Source organism: Streptomyces sp. O3, from assembly GCF_054788135.1.
In genome coordinates this window covers 35,182-50,772 of sequence record NZ_JBTVYK010000050.1, presented here as the reverse complement: position 1 = coordinate 50,772, position 15,591 = coordinate 35,182, and the positions used below count along the sequence as shown (strand labels likewise).

The following is a 15,591-nucleotide window of genomic DNA, read 5'->3' as shown; positions in this document are numbered from 1 at the left end:
GTTCGCAGCTTCCGGGTTATCAGTCGCCGTGAGCACGTACCCCCCCCCCCGCCCCCGCCCCACAACGAACAGAACGCGCGCGGAGCGCGGCTAGGGCGTGTCCTCCGCTGGGGCCCGCCCCGTAAGCGCCGTCAGGCTGGTGCGCACATGGTCCATGCGCGACCGAAGCTCCTCCGCCACGGCCTCATGCTCCCGCAGCACCCGCTCAGTCTCCCGCTCGATCCGCTCCACCCGCGCCCCCGCCGCCGCCACCAGCTCAGCCCCCCGCGCCTCCGCGTCCTCCTGCCCGTGCCGAGCCGACTCCTCCGCCTCCGCGAACGCCCGCCCCGCCTCCGCGAGCCCCGCCTCAGCCGCCGCCGTGAGCCGCGCGTGCAGCTCTTCCTGCCCGGCCTCGCGCTCGGCCTCCGCCCGCCCCGCCTCGTCCCACCGCTCGGCCTGCTCCTTGCCGAGGTCCCTGAGCATCCCCTCAGTACGCTGCCGCATCTCCCGAAGCACGGCCGCCGCCTCCGCCCGCACCGCCTTCACCGACCGCCGCGCCGCCAACCGCTCCTCGTCCGCCCGGCTCCGCGCCTCGGCCAGCACCTGCCGGGCGCGCTCCTCCGCCGCAGCACGCACCGCGTCGGCCGCCGCCCGCGCCTCGTCGACCAGCGCACGCTCATACCCGGCCGCGTCCTCGGCCCACCGCTCCGCGTCCCCCCGCGCCGCGCCCCGCACGGCGTCCGCCTCCTCCTCGCTGGCCGCGAGGATCGCCTGCGCGCGCGGGCCCAGCGTCTCGTACGTCTGCGGGGCCAACTCCGCCACGACCGCCCGCAGTCGCTCCGCCTCCGCCGACATCTCCTTGGCCAGCACCGTCAGCCGCGCCGCCCGCTCCCACGCGGCATCACGCTCCCGGCACAGCCCGGAGACGTACGCGTCCGCCTGATCGGTCCGATAGCCACGGCGCCGTACGACGTCGAAGCCGTGCGGGGACGACGGTGCACCCATCCTGGAAGCCCTTCTCCGACGATGTGCTGCACGCACATCTTGGTGGATCAGAACGAAGGGCACATAACGCGACACTCCGCACGCGGAAGGGGCGCCCCGGCCAAGCCGAGACGCCCCTCCGCGCACGAACGTCCTACAACAGTCCGTCCCACATCTGCTCAAGCAGCACCGACCACCAGCCCTCGGGCGAGGCCAGCGCCGCCTGGTCCAGCGCGGCCAGCTGCTGCTGGAAGTCGATGGTCCAGCGCGCGGCCTGCTCCTGATTCAGACCGGTCCGCAGCCGCCACATCCGCCCGAGCAGCGCCAGGCAGCGTACGAACTCGGGCAGCCCGGTGTTCACGAACTGCGGCGGCACCGGCGCGCCGCCAGGCCCCGCCTCGACCGGCACGGCCACGATGTGCGCCGTGCCGTACTGGACACAGATCGCGCGCCCGAAGTCGCTGCCCATGACCAGGTACGACCCCGCGTCCGACGCGGGCTGCACCTGGCGCTCCTGCGCCAGCTCGGCCAGCGTCGGCACCGGACGGCCGGGCTGCGCCTGTGCCCAGAAGAACGGGTTGAAGTCGAACGGCAGCCCCGCCCACACCAGCGTGTGCGCGACGATCTCGGGCACACCCGCGCGGGACACCGCCCGCTGGTCGAAGCGGAAGACGCCCTGCGGTCCGAAGGCGCCCATCAGCTCGTGCCCCACCGCGTCCGGCGGAACCGGCGGCGCGGGCTGCACGGGCTGCATCGGCGCGCGCACCGGGCCCGGCCGTGCCGGGCCGTCCGCGACCTGGTGCAGCTCGCCCTGGTGCGCGAGCAGCTGCTGCATGCCCTGCTGACGGCTGGCGTGGTCCCGGCCGTACGGGGCGATCGAGGTGATCCGGGCCTGCGGCCAGGTCTCCCGGATCATCCGGGCGCAGTACGCGCCGGGCAGCTCGCAGGACTCCAGCTCGGTGTGGAGTTCGAGCACCTGCTGCGGCGGGACGTTCATCGCGCGCAGCTCGTGCAGGATCTGCCACTCCGGGTGCGGGGTGCCGGGCGCCGAGCGCCGGATGAGCTGCTGCTCGGACCCGTCGTGCGCGCGATAGCGCAGCACGGCCTGGTAGCCGGGCCCGACGGTGGGCTGGCCGGGCGGCGGATAGCCGTACGCACCGGGCGCGCTGGGCGCACCAGACGCAGCAGGTGTGCCAGGCGCACCGGGCGCACCGGGCGTACCCGGAGCACTAGGCGCGCCAGGCGCACCGGGAGTGCCCGGCGCGGCGGGCGCGCCCGGCGCCGACGGCCCCGGGCCGCCGCTGTGCGGGTATGTCACCTCTCGGCCTCCCCCTCGGTCCGTGCCGCCCGCCCGCCGCGCGCCGCGGCGCGCGGAACGACGCGTGGCCGCTCATTATTGCGGCAGGGTCGGACATCCACCCCCGCGTTTACTCGATCTTGTGCTCGATCCCGCTCTCGATCATCTCGATCATGTCCGGAACGCCCTTGCCTGTAACACGCGTTGCGCGACTGTTCGGTTCCTCACCGGTACGCGCCGCACGCCGCGCATCACGTGTCACGCGTAGTGCGCTCGCGCCCTGGCGTACGCCTCGTCCGCCGCGCCCAGCTCGTCGAGGCCCAGCAGCGCCGCCCCGAGCACCGGCCGCGCCGTGATGACCCGCGCGGTCGCCCGCGGGGCCCTGGCCGCCAGCTGGGCGCGGACACGGGCGTCCAAGTCCGGGTGCCCCGCCGCCAGGACGGAGCCGCCGAGGAGGACCGGGGCGGGCTCCGCCAGCAGGCCGACGCGGTCCAGGGCGACCGCCGCCATGGCCGCCACCTCGTCGGCGAGGCGGTCGACGAGCGCGCGGGCGAGCGCGTCCCCGGCCGCGGCCGTGGCGAACAGGACCGGTGTGAGCTCGTGCCTGCGGTGCGCGGCGACCCGCTTCAGGTGCAGCGCCTCGATCAGCGCGTACATGGTGGGCAGGCCGAAGTGGGCGGGCAGGGCACGGGCCAGTGCGGTGGGCTCCCCGCGGCCGTCCTCGGCGCGGGCCGCGCACCACAGGGCCTCCTCGGCCAGCGCCCAACCGCCGCCCCAGTCACCGGAGATACGGCCGACCGCGGGGAACCGGGCGGTGCGCCCGTCCGGGGTCATGCCGACGCAGTTGATGCCCGCGCCGCAGACGACCGCGACGCCGCGCGGCTCGGCCCCCGCGGGCAGGCCCGCCCGCAGCACGGCGAAGGTGTCGTTGCGCACCGACAGCGTCCGCCCCCAGGCACGCGCGCGTAGCGCGTGAGCCAACTCCCGCTCCTCGGCCGGGAAGTCGGCGTTGGCCAGACAGGCCGCCACATGCCGTACGCCGGTCACGCCCGCGTCGGCCAGGGCCCGCCCGACGGTCCCGGCCAGCGCGTCGACCGCCGCCGGTACGCCGACGGCCGGTGGCTGGAAGCCGCCGCCGCGGGCCGCGCCGAGCACCCGGCCGTCGGCGGCGAGCACCGCGGCGTCGGTCTTGCTGTTGCCCGCGTCGACGGCGAGCAGCGCCGCGGTGTCGCCGGTGAGGGTGTCGCCGGTGGGGGTGTCGCCGGTGGGGGTGTCATGCGTCAGGCCCACGCGAGGTGCTCCCGGTTGTGCGCGATCAACTGGTCGGTGAGCTGGTCGGCTTGGGCGTACTGGCCGATCAGCGGGTGGGCGAGCAGGGCCCTGAATACCGCGTCCCGGCCGCCGTGCAGGGCCGCCTGGAGCGCCAGGTCCTCGTAGGCCGTGACGTTCGCGATCAGCCCGCTGTACAGCGGGTCGAGCGGCGCTACGGGCAGCGGCGCCGCCCCGCCGTGGCCGACGCGCGCCTGGACCTCGATCACCGCGTCGTCGGGCAGGAAGGGCAGGGTGCCCGCGTTGCGCGTGTTCACCACCTGGGTGGCCGGGCCGCCGCTCCCCAGCAGCGACGCGGCCAGGTCGACGGCCGCCTCCGAGTAGAAGGCGCCGCCCCGCTCAGCGAGCAGCTCCGGCTTCTCGTCCAGCGCCGGATCGCCGTACAGGGCCAGCAGTTCGCGTTCCATCGCGGCCACTTCGGCGGCTCGGGACGGCCTCTCGCGCAGCTCCCGCACCACCTCGTCGTGGGCGTAGAAGTAGCGCAGGTAGTACGAGGGGACGACGCCCAGCCGGTCCAGGAGGGCGCGCGGCAGGTGCAGGCTCCCGGCGATCGCGTCGCCGTGCGCGGCCAGCAGGCCGGGCAGGACGTCCTCGCCGTCGGGTCCGCCGACGCGTACGCCGGTCTCCCAGCTGAGGTGGTTGAGGCCGACGTGGTCGAGGTGGACCTCGCCGGGCGCGACGTCCAGGAGGGCCGCGAAGCGGCGCTGGAAGCCGATCGCCACATTGCACAGGCCGACCGCCTTGTGCCCGGCCTGGAGCAGCGCACGGGTCACGATGCCCACCGGGTTGGTGAAGTCGATGATCCAGGCGTCCGGGTTGGCGCGACGCACCCGCTCGGCGATGTCCAGGACCACTGGGACGGTCCGCAGCGCCTTGGCGAGGCCCCCGGCGCCGGTGGTCTCCTGGCCGACGCAGCCGCAGTCGAGCGGCCAGGTCTCGTCCTGCTCCCTGGCCGCCTGGCCGCCGACCCGCAGTTGCAGCAGGACCGCGTCGGCGCCGTCGACGGCCGTGTCCAGGTCGGCGGTGGTGACGATCGCGCCGTCGTGGCCCTGCTTGGCGAAGATCCGCCTGGCCAGGCCGCCGACCAGGTCAAGACGCTCGGCCGCCGGGTCGACCAGGACCAGCTCCTGGACGGGCAGGACGTCCCTGAGCCGGGCGAAGCCGTCGATGAGTTCGGGGGTGTAGGTGGAACCGCCGCCTACGACTGCGAGCTTCATCAGGTCTCTCTTTCGTGGCCGCCCCGGCCGCCGCCGGGGAGTCGGTTTCCGCGGGATCGGGCTTCATCGGGATCGGTTCAGCGGGAGGTGTCGAACACCTCGTCGCGCGTGTCGGCGAGCGCGCTCTCCAGCGCCCCGCGCAGTACGGGATCATCGCGCACGTCGCCGAGTACGAGCCGGGGCCGGGACGCGGCCAGTTCGGCCAGCTCGGCCTGGACGAGCCCGCGCAGCAGCTCCCCGCCCGCGGCGAGCACCTCGCCGGAGAGCACCACGAGCTCGGGGTCCAGGACGGCGACCAGCGCGGCGATTCCGGTGGCCAGGCCGGTGGCGAAGCGCTCCAGCAGCAGCCGCCGGGGACCGTCGGCCGCGGCGGCCGCGTCCCGGATGAGCGCGGCGGCCCGCGCCGCGGCCGTCGGCAGCTCGGGGACCGCGATCCCCAGGTCACGGGCGATGCCGGACACCGCCTGGGCGCCGGCCAGCCGCTGGTAGCCGCCCGCGCCCGCGCGGGCCACCCCCCGCTGGAGCGGGGCGCCGGGCACGGGCAGGAAACCGACCTCGCCCGCGCCGCCGGTCCAGCCCCGGTGCAGCCGCCCGCCGAGCATGAGGGCGGCGCCGACGCCGGTCCCGTTCCACAGCAGGACGAAGTCCTCATGCCCCCGCGCCGCGCCCAGACGCCGCTCGGCGACCGCGGCGAGGTTGACGTCGTTCTCGTACCCGACGGGCATCGGCAGTACGGCGGCCAGCTCGGCCAGGAGCGTGGGGGAGTGCCAGCCGGGCAGATGGCTGGCGTACCGCAGCCGCCCGGTGTTCGGGTCGAAGGCGCCCGGCGTGCCGATGACGACCCGGTGCAGTTCGGAGCGGACGCGTTCGGCCGCCTTCGCCGCGCCGTCCAGCGCGTCGCGTACCTGGCGTACGACATCGTGGCCGCTGCGCCCAGGCGTCGCCAGCTCGTAGGCGCCGACCGTCTGGCCGGTGAGGTCCGCGACGGCGGCGCGGATCCGCTCGGGGGTGACGTCCAGCGCGCCGACGTACGCGGCGCGCGGGTTCACCGCGTAGAGCTGGGCGCTCGGTCCCGGACCGCCCTCGCTGGCGCCGGTGGCGACCACCAGGCCCGCCGCTTCGAGCCGGGCGAGCAGCTGGGACGCGGTGGGCTTGGACAGGCCGGTCAGCTGGCCGATCCGGGTGCGCGAGAGCGGCCCGTGGGCGAGCAGCAGATCGAGCGCGGCCCGGTCGTTCATGGCCCGCAGCACGCGCGGCGTGCCCGGAATCGTCCCCGCCATACGTCGAAGCCCCCAGCCACGGTTAGGAAACTTTCCTATCCAGTGAGAGGGAACTTAGCAGCGCAGGTCAGGGCGGCGTCAAGGGGTCGCGAACGGGACAGGCCAGCCTCGGCGGCTACCTGGGGTGCGCGGACGGCGGGATCGGGGACGCCACCCGCGACTGCGGCGAGAACGCCGACCCGTACGCCGAAGGGGCCGCGACCGGCGGAGCCGCCGGGGCGTCGTCGTCGGCGTCGTCCTGCGGCTCGCCGCCGACGATCCGGATGCCCGCCGCGTCCAGCGCCTGCTTGATCCGCCAGCGCAGCTCGCGCTCCACGCCGACCGCCTTGCCCGGCATGGTCTTGGCCGATACGTGGATCACCATCGACTCCAGCGTCACCGAGTCCAGGCCGAGCACCTCGACCGGGCCCCACAGCTGCTCGTTCCACGGCTCGTCCCCCGCCAGGTCATCGCCGACCCCGGTGAGGACCGCGCGCACCCGGTCCAGGTCCTCGTCGGGGCGTACGGTCACGTCCACATGGGCCGTCGCCCAGCCCTGGCTGCGGTTGGCGATCCGCTTGACCTCGCCGTTGCGCACGTACCAGATCGCGCCGTTGTCGCCGCGCAGCTTGGTGACCCGCAGCCCCACCTCGATCACCTCGCCGGTGGCCACGCCCGCGTCGATGGTGTCGCCGACCCCGTACTGGTCCTCAAGGATCATGAAGACGCCGGAGAGGAAGTCGGTCACCAGGTTGCGCGCGCCGAAGCCGAGCGCGATGCCCGCCACGCCCGCGCTGGCCAGCAGCGGCGCGAGATTGATCTCGAACGTGCCGAGGATCATCAGCCCGGCTGAGCCCATGATCAGAAACGTGGTGACCGAGCGCAGCACAGACCCTATGGCCTCGGAGCGCTGCCGTCTCCGCTCCGCGTTGACCAGCAGCCCGCCGATCGACATCCCTTCCAGAGCCTGGGCGCCGCGGTTCATCCGCGCGATCGCCTTGGTGATCGCCTTGCGGATCACGTGCCGCAGCGCGACGGCGATCACCAGGATCAGCAGCACCCGCAGCCCGGTGCTCAGCCAGGTGGACCAGTTCTCTTCCACCCATCCGGCGGCGTTGGTCGCCTTCTCCTGGGCGTCCTGAAGGGTGGGGTCCTCCGATCCGGCGACGGCCGGAACAGGCAGCGACACGGTGGGCTCCTCTTTGAAAGCTGACTCATCACACTAACGAGGGATGGAGGGCAGATGGTTGCCGTAGCGGGCGCGAGAAGCGTGTGGTCGAAAACACTTCCAGCCCGTTACCCGGACATGGTGGCGCTTCGACCAGGCATGAGGGGAAACTGGCTACAGATCGTCCCGGCGCGAGCCACGCGCCGCCGGCGTACAAGGAGGCATCCGTGCCGCATGTCCTGGTCCTCAACGCGTCGTACGAGCCCCTCGGCGTCGTACCGCTCCGCCGCGCGCTCGTCCTCGTCCTGGAGAACAAGGCTCACTGCCTCGAGGAGTCCGGCGCCTTGATGCACAGCGCGACCCGCACCATGCCAGCGCCCAGTGTGGTCCGGCTCAAGCGGTTCGTACGGGTCCCCTACCGGGGGCCCGTTCCACTCACCCGGCGCGCCCTCTTCGCCAGGGACGGCGGCCGGTGCATGTACTGCGGTGGCGTCGCAACCAGCGTCGACCACGTCGTTCCCAAGAGCCGCGGCGGCCAGCACGCGTGGGAGAACGTGGTGGCGTCCTGCCGCCGCTGCAACCACGTCAAGGCCGACCGACATCTGCTGGAGCTCGGCTGGCGGCTGCGCCATAAACCGGCCCCGCCCACCGGGCTCGCCTGGCGCATCATCGGCACCGGGCACCGGGACCCGCGCTGGCTGCCGTACCTCCAGCCGTATGGCGCGGACGACGCGCTGGCCCGGATCGACGGCGTCTCCGCCTGACGGTCCGGGCCTTCGTCTGCCCCGCGGAGCCCGGCTCCGCGGGGCAGACGGGCGTGGGGACGGGTGTGAGGCGGGCGGGCGTGGCGCGAGGGAGCCGTTATCGCCATGATTAGTCCTGTTTGAGACTTATCACCTCTTTGAGGTGCTTCAAGCTGCGTTTCCCCCGTTATCGCTGGCCTAATGGCGTGGTGAGCCAGGTGAACGTGGGGGAGCGACGGGACCCGGCCGTGCCGGACGGCACGGCCGGGTGTGACCGGCGGGCGGCGGCGCACCGGGCGCTGGCCGGGGTCTGCGCGGCCTTCGTCGCGCTGTCGCTGGCCGCCGTCCCGCTGGGCCTCGCGCTGGGCTGGGACGAGATCGTCTACGCCAGCCGGTTCGGGCCGTACGGTCCTGTCACCGAGTTCAGCGCGCCGCGCAGCCGGGGCGTGCCGGTGCTCGTCGCGCCGGTGGCGTCCTGGAGCGACTCGACGGTACTGCTGCGGGCCTGGCTGACGCTGCTCGCGGCGCTCGCGCTGTACCTCGGGTTCCGGCCCTGGCTGCGGGCGGCGCGGCGGCCCGCCGTGGCGCCGGTGGCGGCAGCGGCGTACACGAGCCTGTGGATCGTGCTGTTCTACGCCGGTGCGGCGATGCCCAACCACTACACCGCCATGGCCGCGGTCGCCGCGGTCGGCTGCTTCGTCTCGCCCTCGCGGTCCCGGCTCACCCCGGCCCTGCTGGCGGGCGCGCTCGCGGCCGCCGCCCTGATGCGGCCCAACGACGCGGCGGCGATCGCGCTGCCGCTGCTGCTCGCGGCCGTGCTCGTACGGCGATGGCGGCGCCCGGAGCGGGTCGGCGCGGTGCTCCTGGGGCTGGCGGCCGGGCTGCTGCCGTGGGCGGTCGAGGCGTACGCGCGCTTCGGCGGGGTGCGGGAGCGGCTCGCGCGGGCCGAGGAGATCCAGGGCGGGATGCGCCCCACCTTCACGCTGCCGGAGTATCTGGGCGCGCTCGACGGGCCGTTGCTGTGCCGTCCCTGCGGCACGGACCTCGGGCCGGGTCCGGGCTGGCAGGTGGCGGGCTGGTGGCTGGTGCTGCTGGTGCTGGCCGCGGTCGCGCTGTGGACCGCCCGGCGCGGGCGGCGACCGGCCGGTGAGCTGTGGCTGTCGCTCGCGGTGGCGGCGTGCGCGGCGGGCACGTATCTCTTCCTCGTCGACTACGCGGCCCCGCGCTTCCTGCTGCCCGCGTACGCACTGCTGACGGTGCCCGCCGCGCATGGCGCGCTGGAGCTGTGGGAGCGTCGCCCGCGCCGCCCGCGCCGCGCCGCCTGGGCGTCGGCGGCGCTGGCCCTGCTGCTGGCGGCCCATCTCGCGGCGCAGCTCCTGATGGCCCGCGGGCACGCCGGGATCCAGGCCGGGGCCCGCGGCGACTGGGTCCGGATCGCCGATGTGCTGCACGCGCACGGGGTACGGGAGCCCTGCGTGATCAAGGCCAATCGGGCGGCGGTCCCCATCGGGCACACGGCGGGCTGCGACGGCGTCCGCTGGCCGGCGCAGCGCCGCCTCGACGCCCTGGTACTCCGCGACCGCGAGCCGCCCGCCTGGGCCCGAGACTGGCGGCGGGTCCCGGTCCCCGACACGTACAGCGGCTCGTGGGCGGTGCTGCTGCGGCCGGACGGCCCCTACTCGTAGCGGAGTTCGGCGGGGCGTACCGCGCGGCGCAGCAGCGGCAGGGTGGCGGCCGTGGCCAGCAGGCAGGCGGCGTACACCAGGAACGGGGTCAGCAGGGGCAGCAGGAGCGGCATGCGGACGTCGGCCGTCAGCGAGGCGTACGCCGCGTACAGGCCCATGCCGCCGACCCCGGCGAGCAGGACCGCGGGCGCCAGCGGCAGCGCGGACTCCAGGAGCACGGCGCGGCGCAGCACCGACTGGGGCACCCCCGCGGCGGCCTGGGCGGCGAGCGCGCGGCGCCGGGCGGCCAGGGACTCGGCGGCGCCGACCGCCAGGGCGCCCAGGCTGAGGGCGATCCCGACGAGGACGGCGACGCCCGCGAGGTGATATCCGCCCAGGTAGTAGTCGGCGTTCGCGCCCCAGGACGCACCGGCCGCGAGCTCGGCGCGGGTCAGCTGCCACATCCCGGTGAAGCCGACCGCGGCCACCGTCATCAGGAGCACGGAGGCATGGGTGCGGGACGCCGCCCACGGGTCCAGCCGCAGGCGGCCCGCCGCGATCAGCACCGCGGGGCGGGCGGAGTCGGCGAGGCGGTCGCCGAGGAACTTCGCGCTGGCGCCCGCGACGCTCACCGCGGCGAGGCCGGACAGCGAGAGCGCCCCGACGAACGCGAACGGGACGAGCGCTTCCTCCGCGGGGCGTCTGGCGGCGAGCAGCACCGTCGCCGCCGCGCCGGTCGCCAGCATCCCGGCGGCCGTGAACGCCATCCCGGTGCGGGGCTTCTCGGGGCGGACCCGGCGTACCGAGCCGAGCGGCGACGCCACGACCCGGCGCAGCGCCAGCCCGCTGACCGCCACGGCGAGCACCGGTACGCCTGCCACGACCAGGGCGTAGCCCAGCCAGGCCAGCGGCGGGCGCGCGCCTTGGCCGGTCGTAAGGAGCAGTGCCAGGAAGCCGCCCAGCCCGAGCGCCGCGCCTGCCAGGCAGGCGAGACCGGACTCCAGCGCGGCGATCCGCCGCACCTGGACCGGCGTCGCCCCGGCGAGCCGCAGCCCGGCCAGTCGCCGGTCGCGGTGGACGGCGCCGAGGCGGGCGCACTGGCCGAGGAAGCCGAGGAGCGGAACGAGCAGCCCCAGCAGGGCCACGGCCACTCCGCGCCGGGTGCCCGGCTCGTCCAGCAGGCCGTTGCCGTACGGGACCCTGGTGTAGCCGGTGACGGTGACCACGGTGACCGCCCCGAGCGCCAGCAGCGTGGCGAGCAGCGCCCCGAGCGCGGTCAGCGCGATCCGCCACCACTCGCGGCGGTCCGAGCCGCGCAGCAGGGCCCAGGCGAGTGCGGCGTCAGCCCTCATGGCCCGCCTCCGTCATCCGGGACGTCTCGGCCGCCTGGGACGCCTCGGCGGCCTGTGGCGTCCCAGCGGCCGGTGGCGCCTCGGTCACGGCGCCGTCGCGCAGTTCGACCTCGCGGTCCGCGTAGGCGGCGGTCTGCGCGTCATGGGTGACCAGCAGGACGGACGTACCCGCCTCGCGGGCCGTGTGCACCAGCGCGGTCATCACCTGCTCACCGGCGAGCGAGTCGAGCGCGCCGGTCGGCTCGTCCGCGAACACGGCCTTCGGCTCCGTCACCAACGCCCGCGCCAGCGCGACCCGTTGCCCCTGCCCGCCGCTCAACTCGCCGGGCCGCAGCTCCGCCTGGCCCCGCACCCCGAAGCGCTCCAGCCACGCGTCGGCCCGCGCACGGGCCGCCGCCCGCGCGGTCCCGGCCAGCAGCAGCGGCAGCGCGACGTTGTCGAGCGCCGTCAGCTCCGGGATCAGCTGCCCGAACTGGAAGACCACCCCGAAGTCGGTACGGCGCAACAGCGTGCGGTCCGCCTCGGACAGCTGATCCACCCTGCGCCGCTCGTAGACGACCGTGCCCTGGTCCGGTGTGACGATCCCCGCGAGGCAGTGCAGCAGCGTCGACTTGCCGCTGCCGCTGGCGCCCGTGACGGCGAGGATCTCGCCCGCGGCCAGCTCGACCGACGCGCCGCGCAGCGCGCCGGTTCGGCCGTAGGACTTGGTGAGGTCGCGCGCCGCGATCAGCGGCGCCGACTGCTGCGTACTCATGCGGTGATCTCCTGGGTGAGAGCGGTGAGCCGTCCCGCGGTGGAGTGCATCCAGCGCAGGTCGGCGTCGAGGTGCTGGAGCGCGTAGTCGGCCGACAGGACCGTCGCCAGGTCCGCGCCGGGCACCGCCTTGACGGCGGTCAGCTCGCGCATCCGCGCCTTGTGCGCGGCGCGTTGGTCGCGGAGGTACGCGGCGGGGTCGGCGCCGGAGGTGAGGATCGCGACCACGACCTTGGCGAAGATCTCGTTGGTCACGAAGGGCGCGGGCGGGGCGACTCGCCCCAGCCAGTCGGCGAGTTCACGCTCGCCTTCGGCGGTGGCGCGGTACCGCGTGCGCTCCGGGCCGCCGTCGGCCTCGGTGCCGTCGACCTCGGCGAGGCCGTCGCGCACAAGGCGCTGCAGGGTCGTGTAGACCTGCCCGTATGCCAGCGGGCGGGCCTGTGGGAAGCGTTCGTCGTGCCGTCGCTTGAGGTCGTAGCCGTGACCGGGGTCGGTGGCGAGCAGTCCGAGCAGGACATGGCGGGTGCTCATGACGACCACTATGCACTACGTACATGTACTGAGTGAATAGTGGGTGGGCCGACGGCGGGCCGCCGGTCGCACCCGCGTGTCAGCCGGGCGGTCTCACCGGTCCTCGGGTTCGGGGTCCTCCCGTACCGCGTACGCCTTCACGGACCACAGCGAGTAGCCGTACTGCGTGGCCCGCTGGTCGCCCTGGACGCGGATGAAGCGGGTGCCGGGCGCGTCCATCCGGACCGTCTCGTGGCCGCCCCTGCTGTCCTTGACCGTCGCCGCCGTACGCCAGGTCTTGCCGTCGGCGGACACCTGGACGCGGTACGCCTTCGCGTAGGCCTCCTGCCAGTGCAGGGTCACCTGGCCCAGGCGCACCGGCTCGTCGAGCTCCACCTGCCACCAGGAGTCGTCCTTGACCGGGGACGACCAACGGGTCGCCGGATCGGTGTCGTTGGCGCCCGCCGCCGGGAAGTCCGGGGTCTCGTCGGCCGACGACGTGGCCCGCGCGCCGCGGGCCAGGTCGGGACCCGACGCGCGCGGGAAGGCCCGTACGGTCAGGGTGTGGGTCTGGTCGCCGAAGGTGAGGGGGACCCGGTACTCGCCCGCCGGGGTGTCCTTGGGCACGGTGATCTCGACGGGCACGTCGACGTCCGTGCCGCGCGGGAGCACGGACTTCTCGGGCGTGCGCACCGTGATGCCCTCGGGGGCCTTCGCGGTCAGCTCGCCGTCCGCCCCGGCGCGGCGCGGCGAGCTGAGCTTCGCCGTCACCCGCTGCGGCCGTCCGCCGATCTCGGCGTCCGTCTCGGCGCGCGGCAGCCGGAACTCCGCGTCCGGGACGTCCGCGAACCACGGCACAAGACGCTCGATCATGCCCGCCGCGCCCGGCTTGCCCTGCCAGGTGACCCGTACCGCGTCGGCGCGCAGCCCGCGGGCGTCGGTCTCCGTCCAGCCGCTGGGGGCGAGTTCGCCCAGCCGCCGCCAGCCCTCGCCGGGCACATGGGCCTCGACCGCGCCGGCGGCGCCGGGCTGGCCCATGGCGGTCACCGCGTCCAGGGGGCGCGGCGAGGGGATGCGCACGGTGTACGAGGAGTCGTCGTCGCGCTCGGGCTTCGCGGCCCGGTGGCTCGCGCCCGTCCAGGCCGCGGCCTCCTTCTGGACCCGGTCCAGGAAGGGGTCGAGTACGTCCTTGCCGACCGTGGCGCGGCCCTTCGCCGCCTCGGCGCGCGCCGCCTTGAGCCTGCGCCCCGCGGTCCAGGCCGCGGCCCCTTCGCCGCGCGACTGGGCGTGCAGCAGGTCCACGGCGTACTCGCCCGCGGTGCCGTACCGCGCCAACTGCGCCAGCCAGGGCCCGGCTTCGGCCCCGAGCGGGGTGCCCGCGAGGCGCTGAGGGGACTCCCGCAGCACGGTGAAGGCGTGCCGCAGGCGTTTCGCCGCGGCGTCCACGCGCCGCTGGTCGCCGCTGCCGCGCGCCGCGAGGAAGCCGTCCATCAGCGGGCGCAGATACGCCGACTCCGCGTTGCCGAGCACGGAGGACGCGGTGTTGCCCGCGAGCGCCGCCACGGCCTCGCGGATCTGCGGCGCCCCGGCCCCGGCCCCAGCCCCAGCCCCGGCTCCGGTCTCGGCTCCGGACCGCGGCGCGTCGGCCGCCGTCGTGGCGGCCAGGTCGTCGACGGCCGCCCGCCAGGACTCCTGCGGGCGGTACCGCTTGGGGTTCCAGGCGTAGTCCGCGGCCGTGAACAGCGGGATCCGCGCGGCCGTCGCCTGCTCCATGGCGTTGGCGAGCAGCGCCGTCGAACCCGCGGCCACGGCGGGCTCCCGGCCCTGGTAGGGGCCGAGGAAGAGCCGGTCCTGGGCGTAGTCGTTGACCGAGAAGTTGTCCATGGTGACCAGCAGATGCCCGAACGCCTCGCGCGCACCGGCCATTTCACGGCCCGTGATGGTCTTCGGCACCACGCCGACGCCCGTCCAGGCGACCATGACGCCCGCGTCCAGCTTCTCCGCCAGCGTTGTGCGGTACGCGGTCGAGCCCTCCTGGTAGTGCTCGGTCGGCAGCAGCGACAGCGTCCCCGCCTTGCCGTAGCGCTCCGCCAGATGCCCGGCCACCTTGCCCGCGACCTCGGCGTGCGCGGCGGCCGCCGCCTCCGGGCCCGAGCCGAAGGTCTCGCGGTCGGCGGCGCAGTGCCACTCGGTGTACGAGACGTCCTGGAACTGGAGTTGGAAGGCGCGCACCCCGAGCGCCCACATCGCGTCCAGCTTCCGGTTCAGCGCCTTGACGTCGCGGTCGGACGACAGACACATCGCCTGGCCCGGCGCCACCGCCCAGGCGAGCGTCACATGGTTGCGCCGGGCGCGCTCGGCCAGCGCCCGGAACTCGGCGCGCCGCTCGGCCGGGTACGGCTCGCGCCAGCGGGACTGCCGGTACGGGTCGTCGCCGGGGGCGTAGAGATAGCGGTTCTGCTTGGTGCGCCCCATGAAGTCGAGCTGGGCCAGGCGCTGTTCACGGGTCCACGGGGTGCCGTAGAAGCCCTCGGCCAGACCGCGTTCGCGCGTGGTGGGCCAGTCGCGGACCAGGACGCCGGGCACCGCCGCCGAGTCGCCGATCAACTGGCGCAGGGTCTGCACGGAGTGGAACAGTCCGTCGTCGCCGACACCGGCGAGTACGACCGTGTCCCGGCCGTCGATCCGGCCGGTGGCGATGCGGTAGCCGCCGGGGGGCAGGTCCGCGCGCTTCGGGCCCTTGAGCGCGCGCAGGGCGCGCTCGGTGTCGGAGTCCTCGTCGGGCGCGGGGAGGCCCGCGACGAGGCGCGGCGGCTGCCCCGACGGCTCGCCGCCCGCGCGGACCAGCAGGCCGCCGTCGGGCAGCGGGTCCGCGGCGGACAGCTCGGTGACCTCGCGCGCGCCCGCGGCGCGCAGCAGCTCGCGGAGCGCGTCGATCGCGTACGGGTCGGCGCCGTCGTCGGCGAGCAGGAACACCTCGTCGCCGACCGGGAGCGCGGGTCCGCCCGACGCCCGGATGGAGTGTGGTTTCGGCCACACCGCGGGGACGTTCTCGGCGCTCTCGCGGGTCGTTTTCGGGCCCGTTCGCCCGCCGGGCTTCTGGTCCGCCGCGTCGGCCGCGGGAGACGCTGAGGGCGTGGGGGCCGCCGGGTCCGACGGGGCCGCGAGCGCGCCGGGGGCGGTGCCGAGCAGACCGCTGATGACGGCGGCCGCGAGGGCCGCGGCCCCCTTACTGCGCCGGAGCTGCACGGCTTCCCTGCCCTTCTGCGTCAGACCCCGCCACGGGGGTTCAGGGGGTGAGCCGAGCCCACCACCGCGGCGGTGAGAGTGTCAATG

At 75.1% G+C, this 15,591-nt stretch carries 11 protein-coding genes and 1 pseudogene; 2 read left to right on the top strand and 10 right to left on the bottom strand.

The window, feature by feature from the left end:
- Window positions 1-90: 90 nt before the first annotated feature.
- From ACX6XY_RS23325 to ACX6XY_RS23300, 6 genes and pseudogenes are all read right to left on the bottom strand, one after another.
- Window positions 91-984 carry a cellulose-binding protein gene (locus ACX6XY_RS23325; protein ID WP_460334084.1) on the bottom strand — a complete coding sequence of 298 codons (894 nt, stop codon included), beginning with the start codon at window positions 982-984 and terminating at the stop codon, window positions 91-93.
- A 133-nt stretch (window positions 985-1,117) separates the two neighbouring features.
- A pseudogene (locus ACX6XY_RS23320) lies at window positions 1,118-2,311 on the bottom strand (SUKH-4 family immunity protein); the annotation flags it as partial.
- A gap of 207 nt (window positions 2,312-2,518) precedes the next feature.
- Window positions 2,519-3,478, bottom strand: a complete 960-nt coding sequence (locus ACX6XY_RS23315) for an N-acetylglucosamine kinase (RefSeq protein WP_460334095.1) — start codon at window positions 3,476-3,478, stop codon at window positions 2,519-2,521.
- A gap of 62 nt (window positions 3,479-3,540) precedes the next feature.
- Window positions 3,541-4,806: a 6-phospho-beta-glucosidase gene (locus ACX6XY_RS23310; RefSeq protein ID WP_460334081.1), complete on the bottom strand. Its 1,266-nt coding sequence runs from the start codon at window positions 4,804-4,806 to the stop codon at window positions 3,541-3,543.
- Window positions 4,807-4,883: 77 nt separating this feature from the next.
- Window positions 4,884-6,086 (bottom strand): ROK family transcriptional regulator, encoded by a 1,203-nt coding sequence (locus ACX6XY_RS23305; RefSeq protein ID WP_460334078.1) that lies wholly within the window; start codon window positions 6,084-6,086, stop codon window positions 4,884-4,886.
- A gap of 115 nt (window positions 6,087-6,201) precedes the next feature.
- On the bottom strand, window positions 6,202-7,254 hold the full coding sequence (locus tag ACX6XY_RS23300; RefSeq protein ID WP_460334074.1) for a mechanosensitive ion channel family protein: 1,053 nt from the start codon (window positions 7,252-7,254) through the stop codon (window positions 6,202-6,204).
- Between the two features lie 206 nt (window positions 7,255-7,460).
- Between ACX6XY_RS23300 and ACX6XY_RS23295 the strand changes: the two genes are divergently transcribed.
- Together ACX6XY_RS23295 and ACX6XY_RS23290 are read left to right on the top strand one after the other, a co-directional pair.
- Window positions 7,461-7,997 (top strand): HNH endonuclease, encoded by a 537-nt coding sequence (locus ACX6XY_RS23295; protein WP_460334071.1) that lies wholly within the window; start codon window positions 7,461-7,463, stop codon window positions 7,995-7,997.
- Between the two features lie 188 nt (window positions 7,998-8,185).
- A complete protein-coding gene (locus ACX6XY_RS23290) occupies window positions 8,186-9,661 on the top strand; it encodes a hypothetical protein (protein WP_460334068.1) in 1,476 nt (491 codons plus the stop codon).
- Here the strand turns inward: ACX6XY_RS23290 and ACX6XY_RS23285 are convergent.
- The 4 genes from ACX6XY_RS23285 to ACX6XY_RS23270 form a co-directional block, all read right to left on the bottom strand.
- Window positions 9,652-10,992, bottom strand: coding sequence for an ABC transporter permease (locus tag ACX6XY_RS23285; RefSeq protein ID WP_460334065.1), 1,341 nt, complete (start codon window positions 10,990-10,992; stop codon window positions 9,652-9,654). The genes ACX6XY_RS23290 and ACX6XY_RS23285 overlap by 10 nt on opposite strands.
- Window positions 10,982-11,746, bottom strand: a complete 765-nt coding sequence (locus tag ACX6XY_RS23280; protein ID WP_460334062.1) for an ABC transporter ATP-binding protein — start codon at window positions 11,744-11,746, stop codon at window positions 10,982-10,984. The genes ACX6XY_RS23285 and ACX6XY_RS23280 overlap by 11 nt, the downstream gene beginning before the upstream one ends.
- Window positions 11,743-12,276: a PadR family transcriptional regulator gene (locus tag ACX6XY_RS23275; protein WP_460334059.1), complete on the bottom strand. Its 534-nt coding sequence runs from the start codon at window positions 12,274-12,276 to the stop codon at window positions 11,743-11,745. The genes ACX6XY_RS23280 and ACX6XY_RS23275 overlap by 4 nt, the downstream gene beginning before the upstream one ends.
- Before the next feature lie 93 nt (window positions 12,277-12,369).
- Window positions 12,370-15,504, bottom strand: a complete 3,135-nt coding sequence (locus tag ACX6XY_RS23270) for a beta-N-acetylglucosaminidase domain-containing protein (RefSeq protein ID WP_460334056.1) — start codon at window positions 15,502-15,504, stop codon at window positions 12,370-12,372.
- Window positions 15,505-15,591 lie beyond the last annotated feature (87 nt).

What these genes read in the sequence shown, in the direction of transcription:
- ACX6XY_RS23285 (WP_460334065.1), bottom strand. Translation starts at nt 10,992, where the DNA reads ATGAGGGCTGACGCCGCACTCGCCTGGGCCCTGCTGCGCGGCTCGGAC.
- ACX6XY_RS23325 (WP_460334084.1), bottom strand. Translation starts at nt 984, where the DNA reads ATGGGTGCACCGTCGTCCCCGCACGGCTTCGACGTCGTACGGCGCCGT.
- ACX6XY_RS23275 (WP_460334059.1), bottom strand. Translation starts at nt 12,276, where the DNA reads ATGAGCACCCGCCATGTCCTGCTCGGACTGCTCGCCACCGACCCCGGT.
- ACX6XY_RS23310 (WP_460334081.1), bottom strand. Translation starts at nt 4,806, where the DNA reads ATGAAGCTCGCAGTCGTAGGCGGCGGTTCCACCTACACCCCCGAACTC.
- ACX6XY_RS23305 (WP_460334078.1), bottom strand. Translation starts at nt 6,086, where the DNA reads ATGGCGGGGACGATTCCGGGCACGCCGCGCGTGCTGCGGGCCATGAAC.
- ACX6XY_RS23280 (WP_460334062.1), bottom strand. Translation starts at nt 11,746, where the DNA reads ATGAGTACGCAGCAGTCGGCGCCGCTGATCGCGGCGCGCGACCTCACC.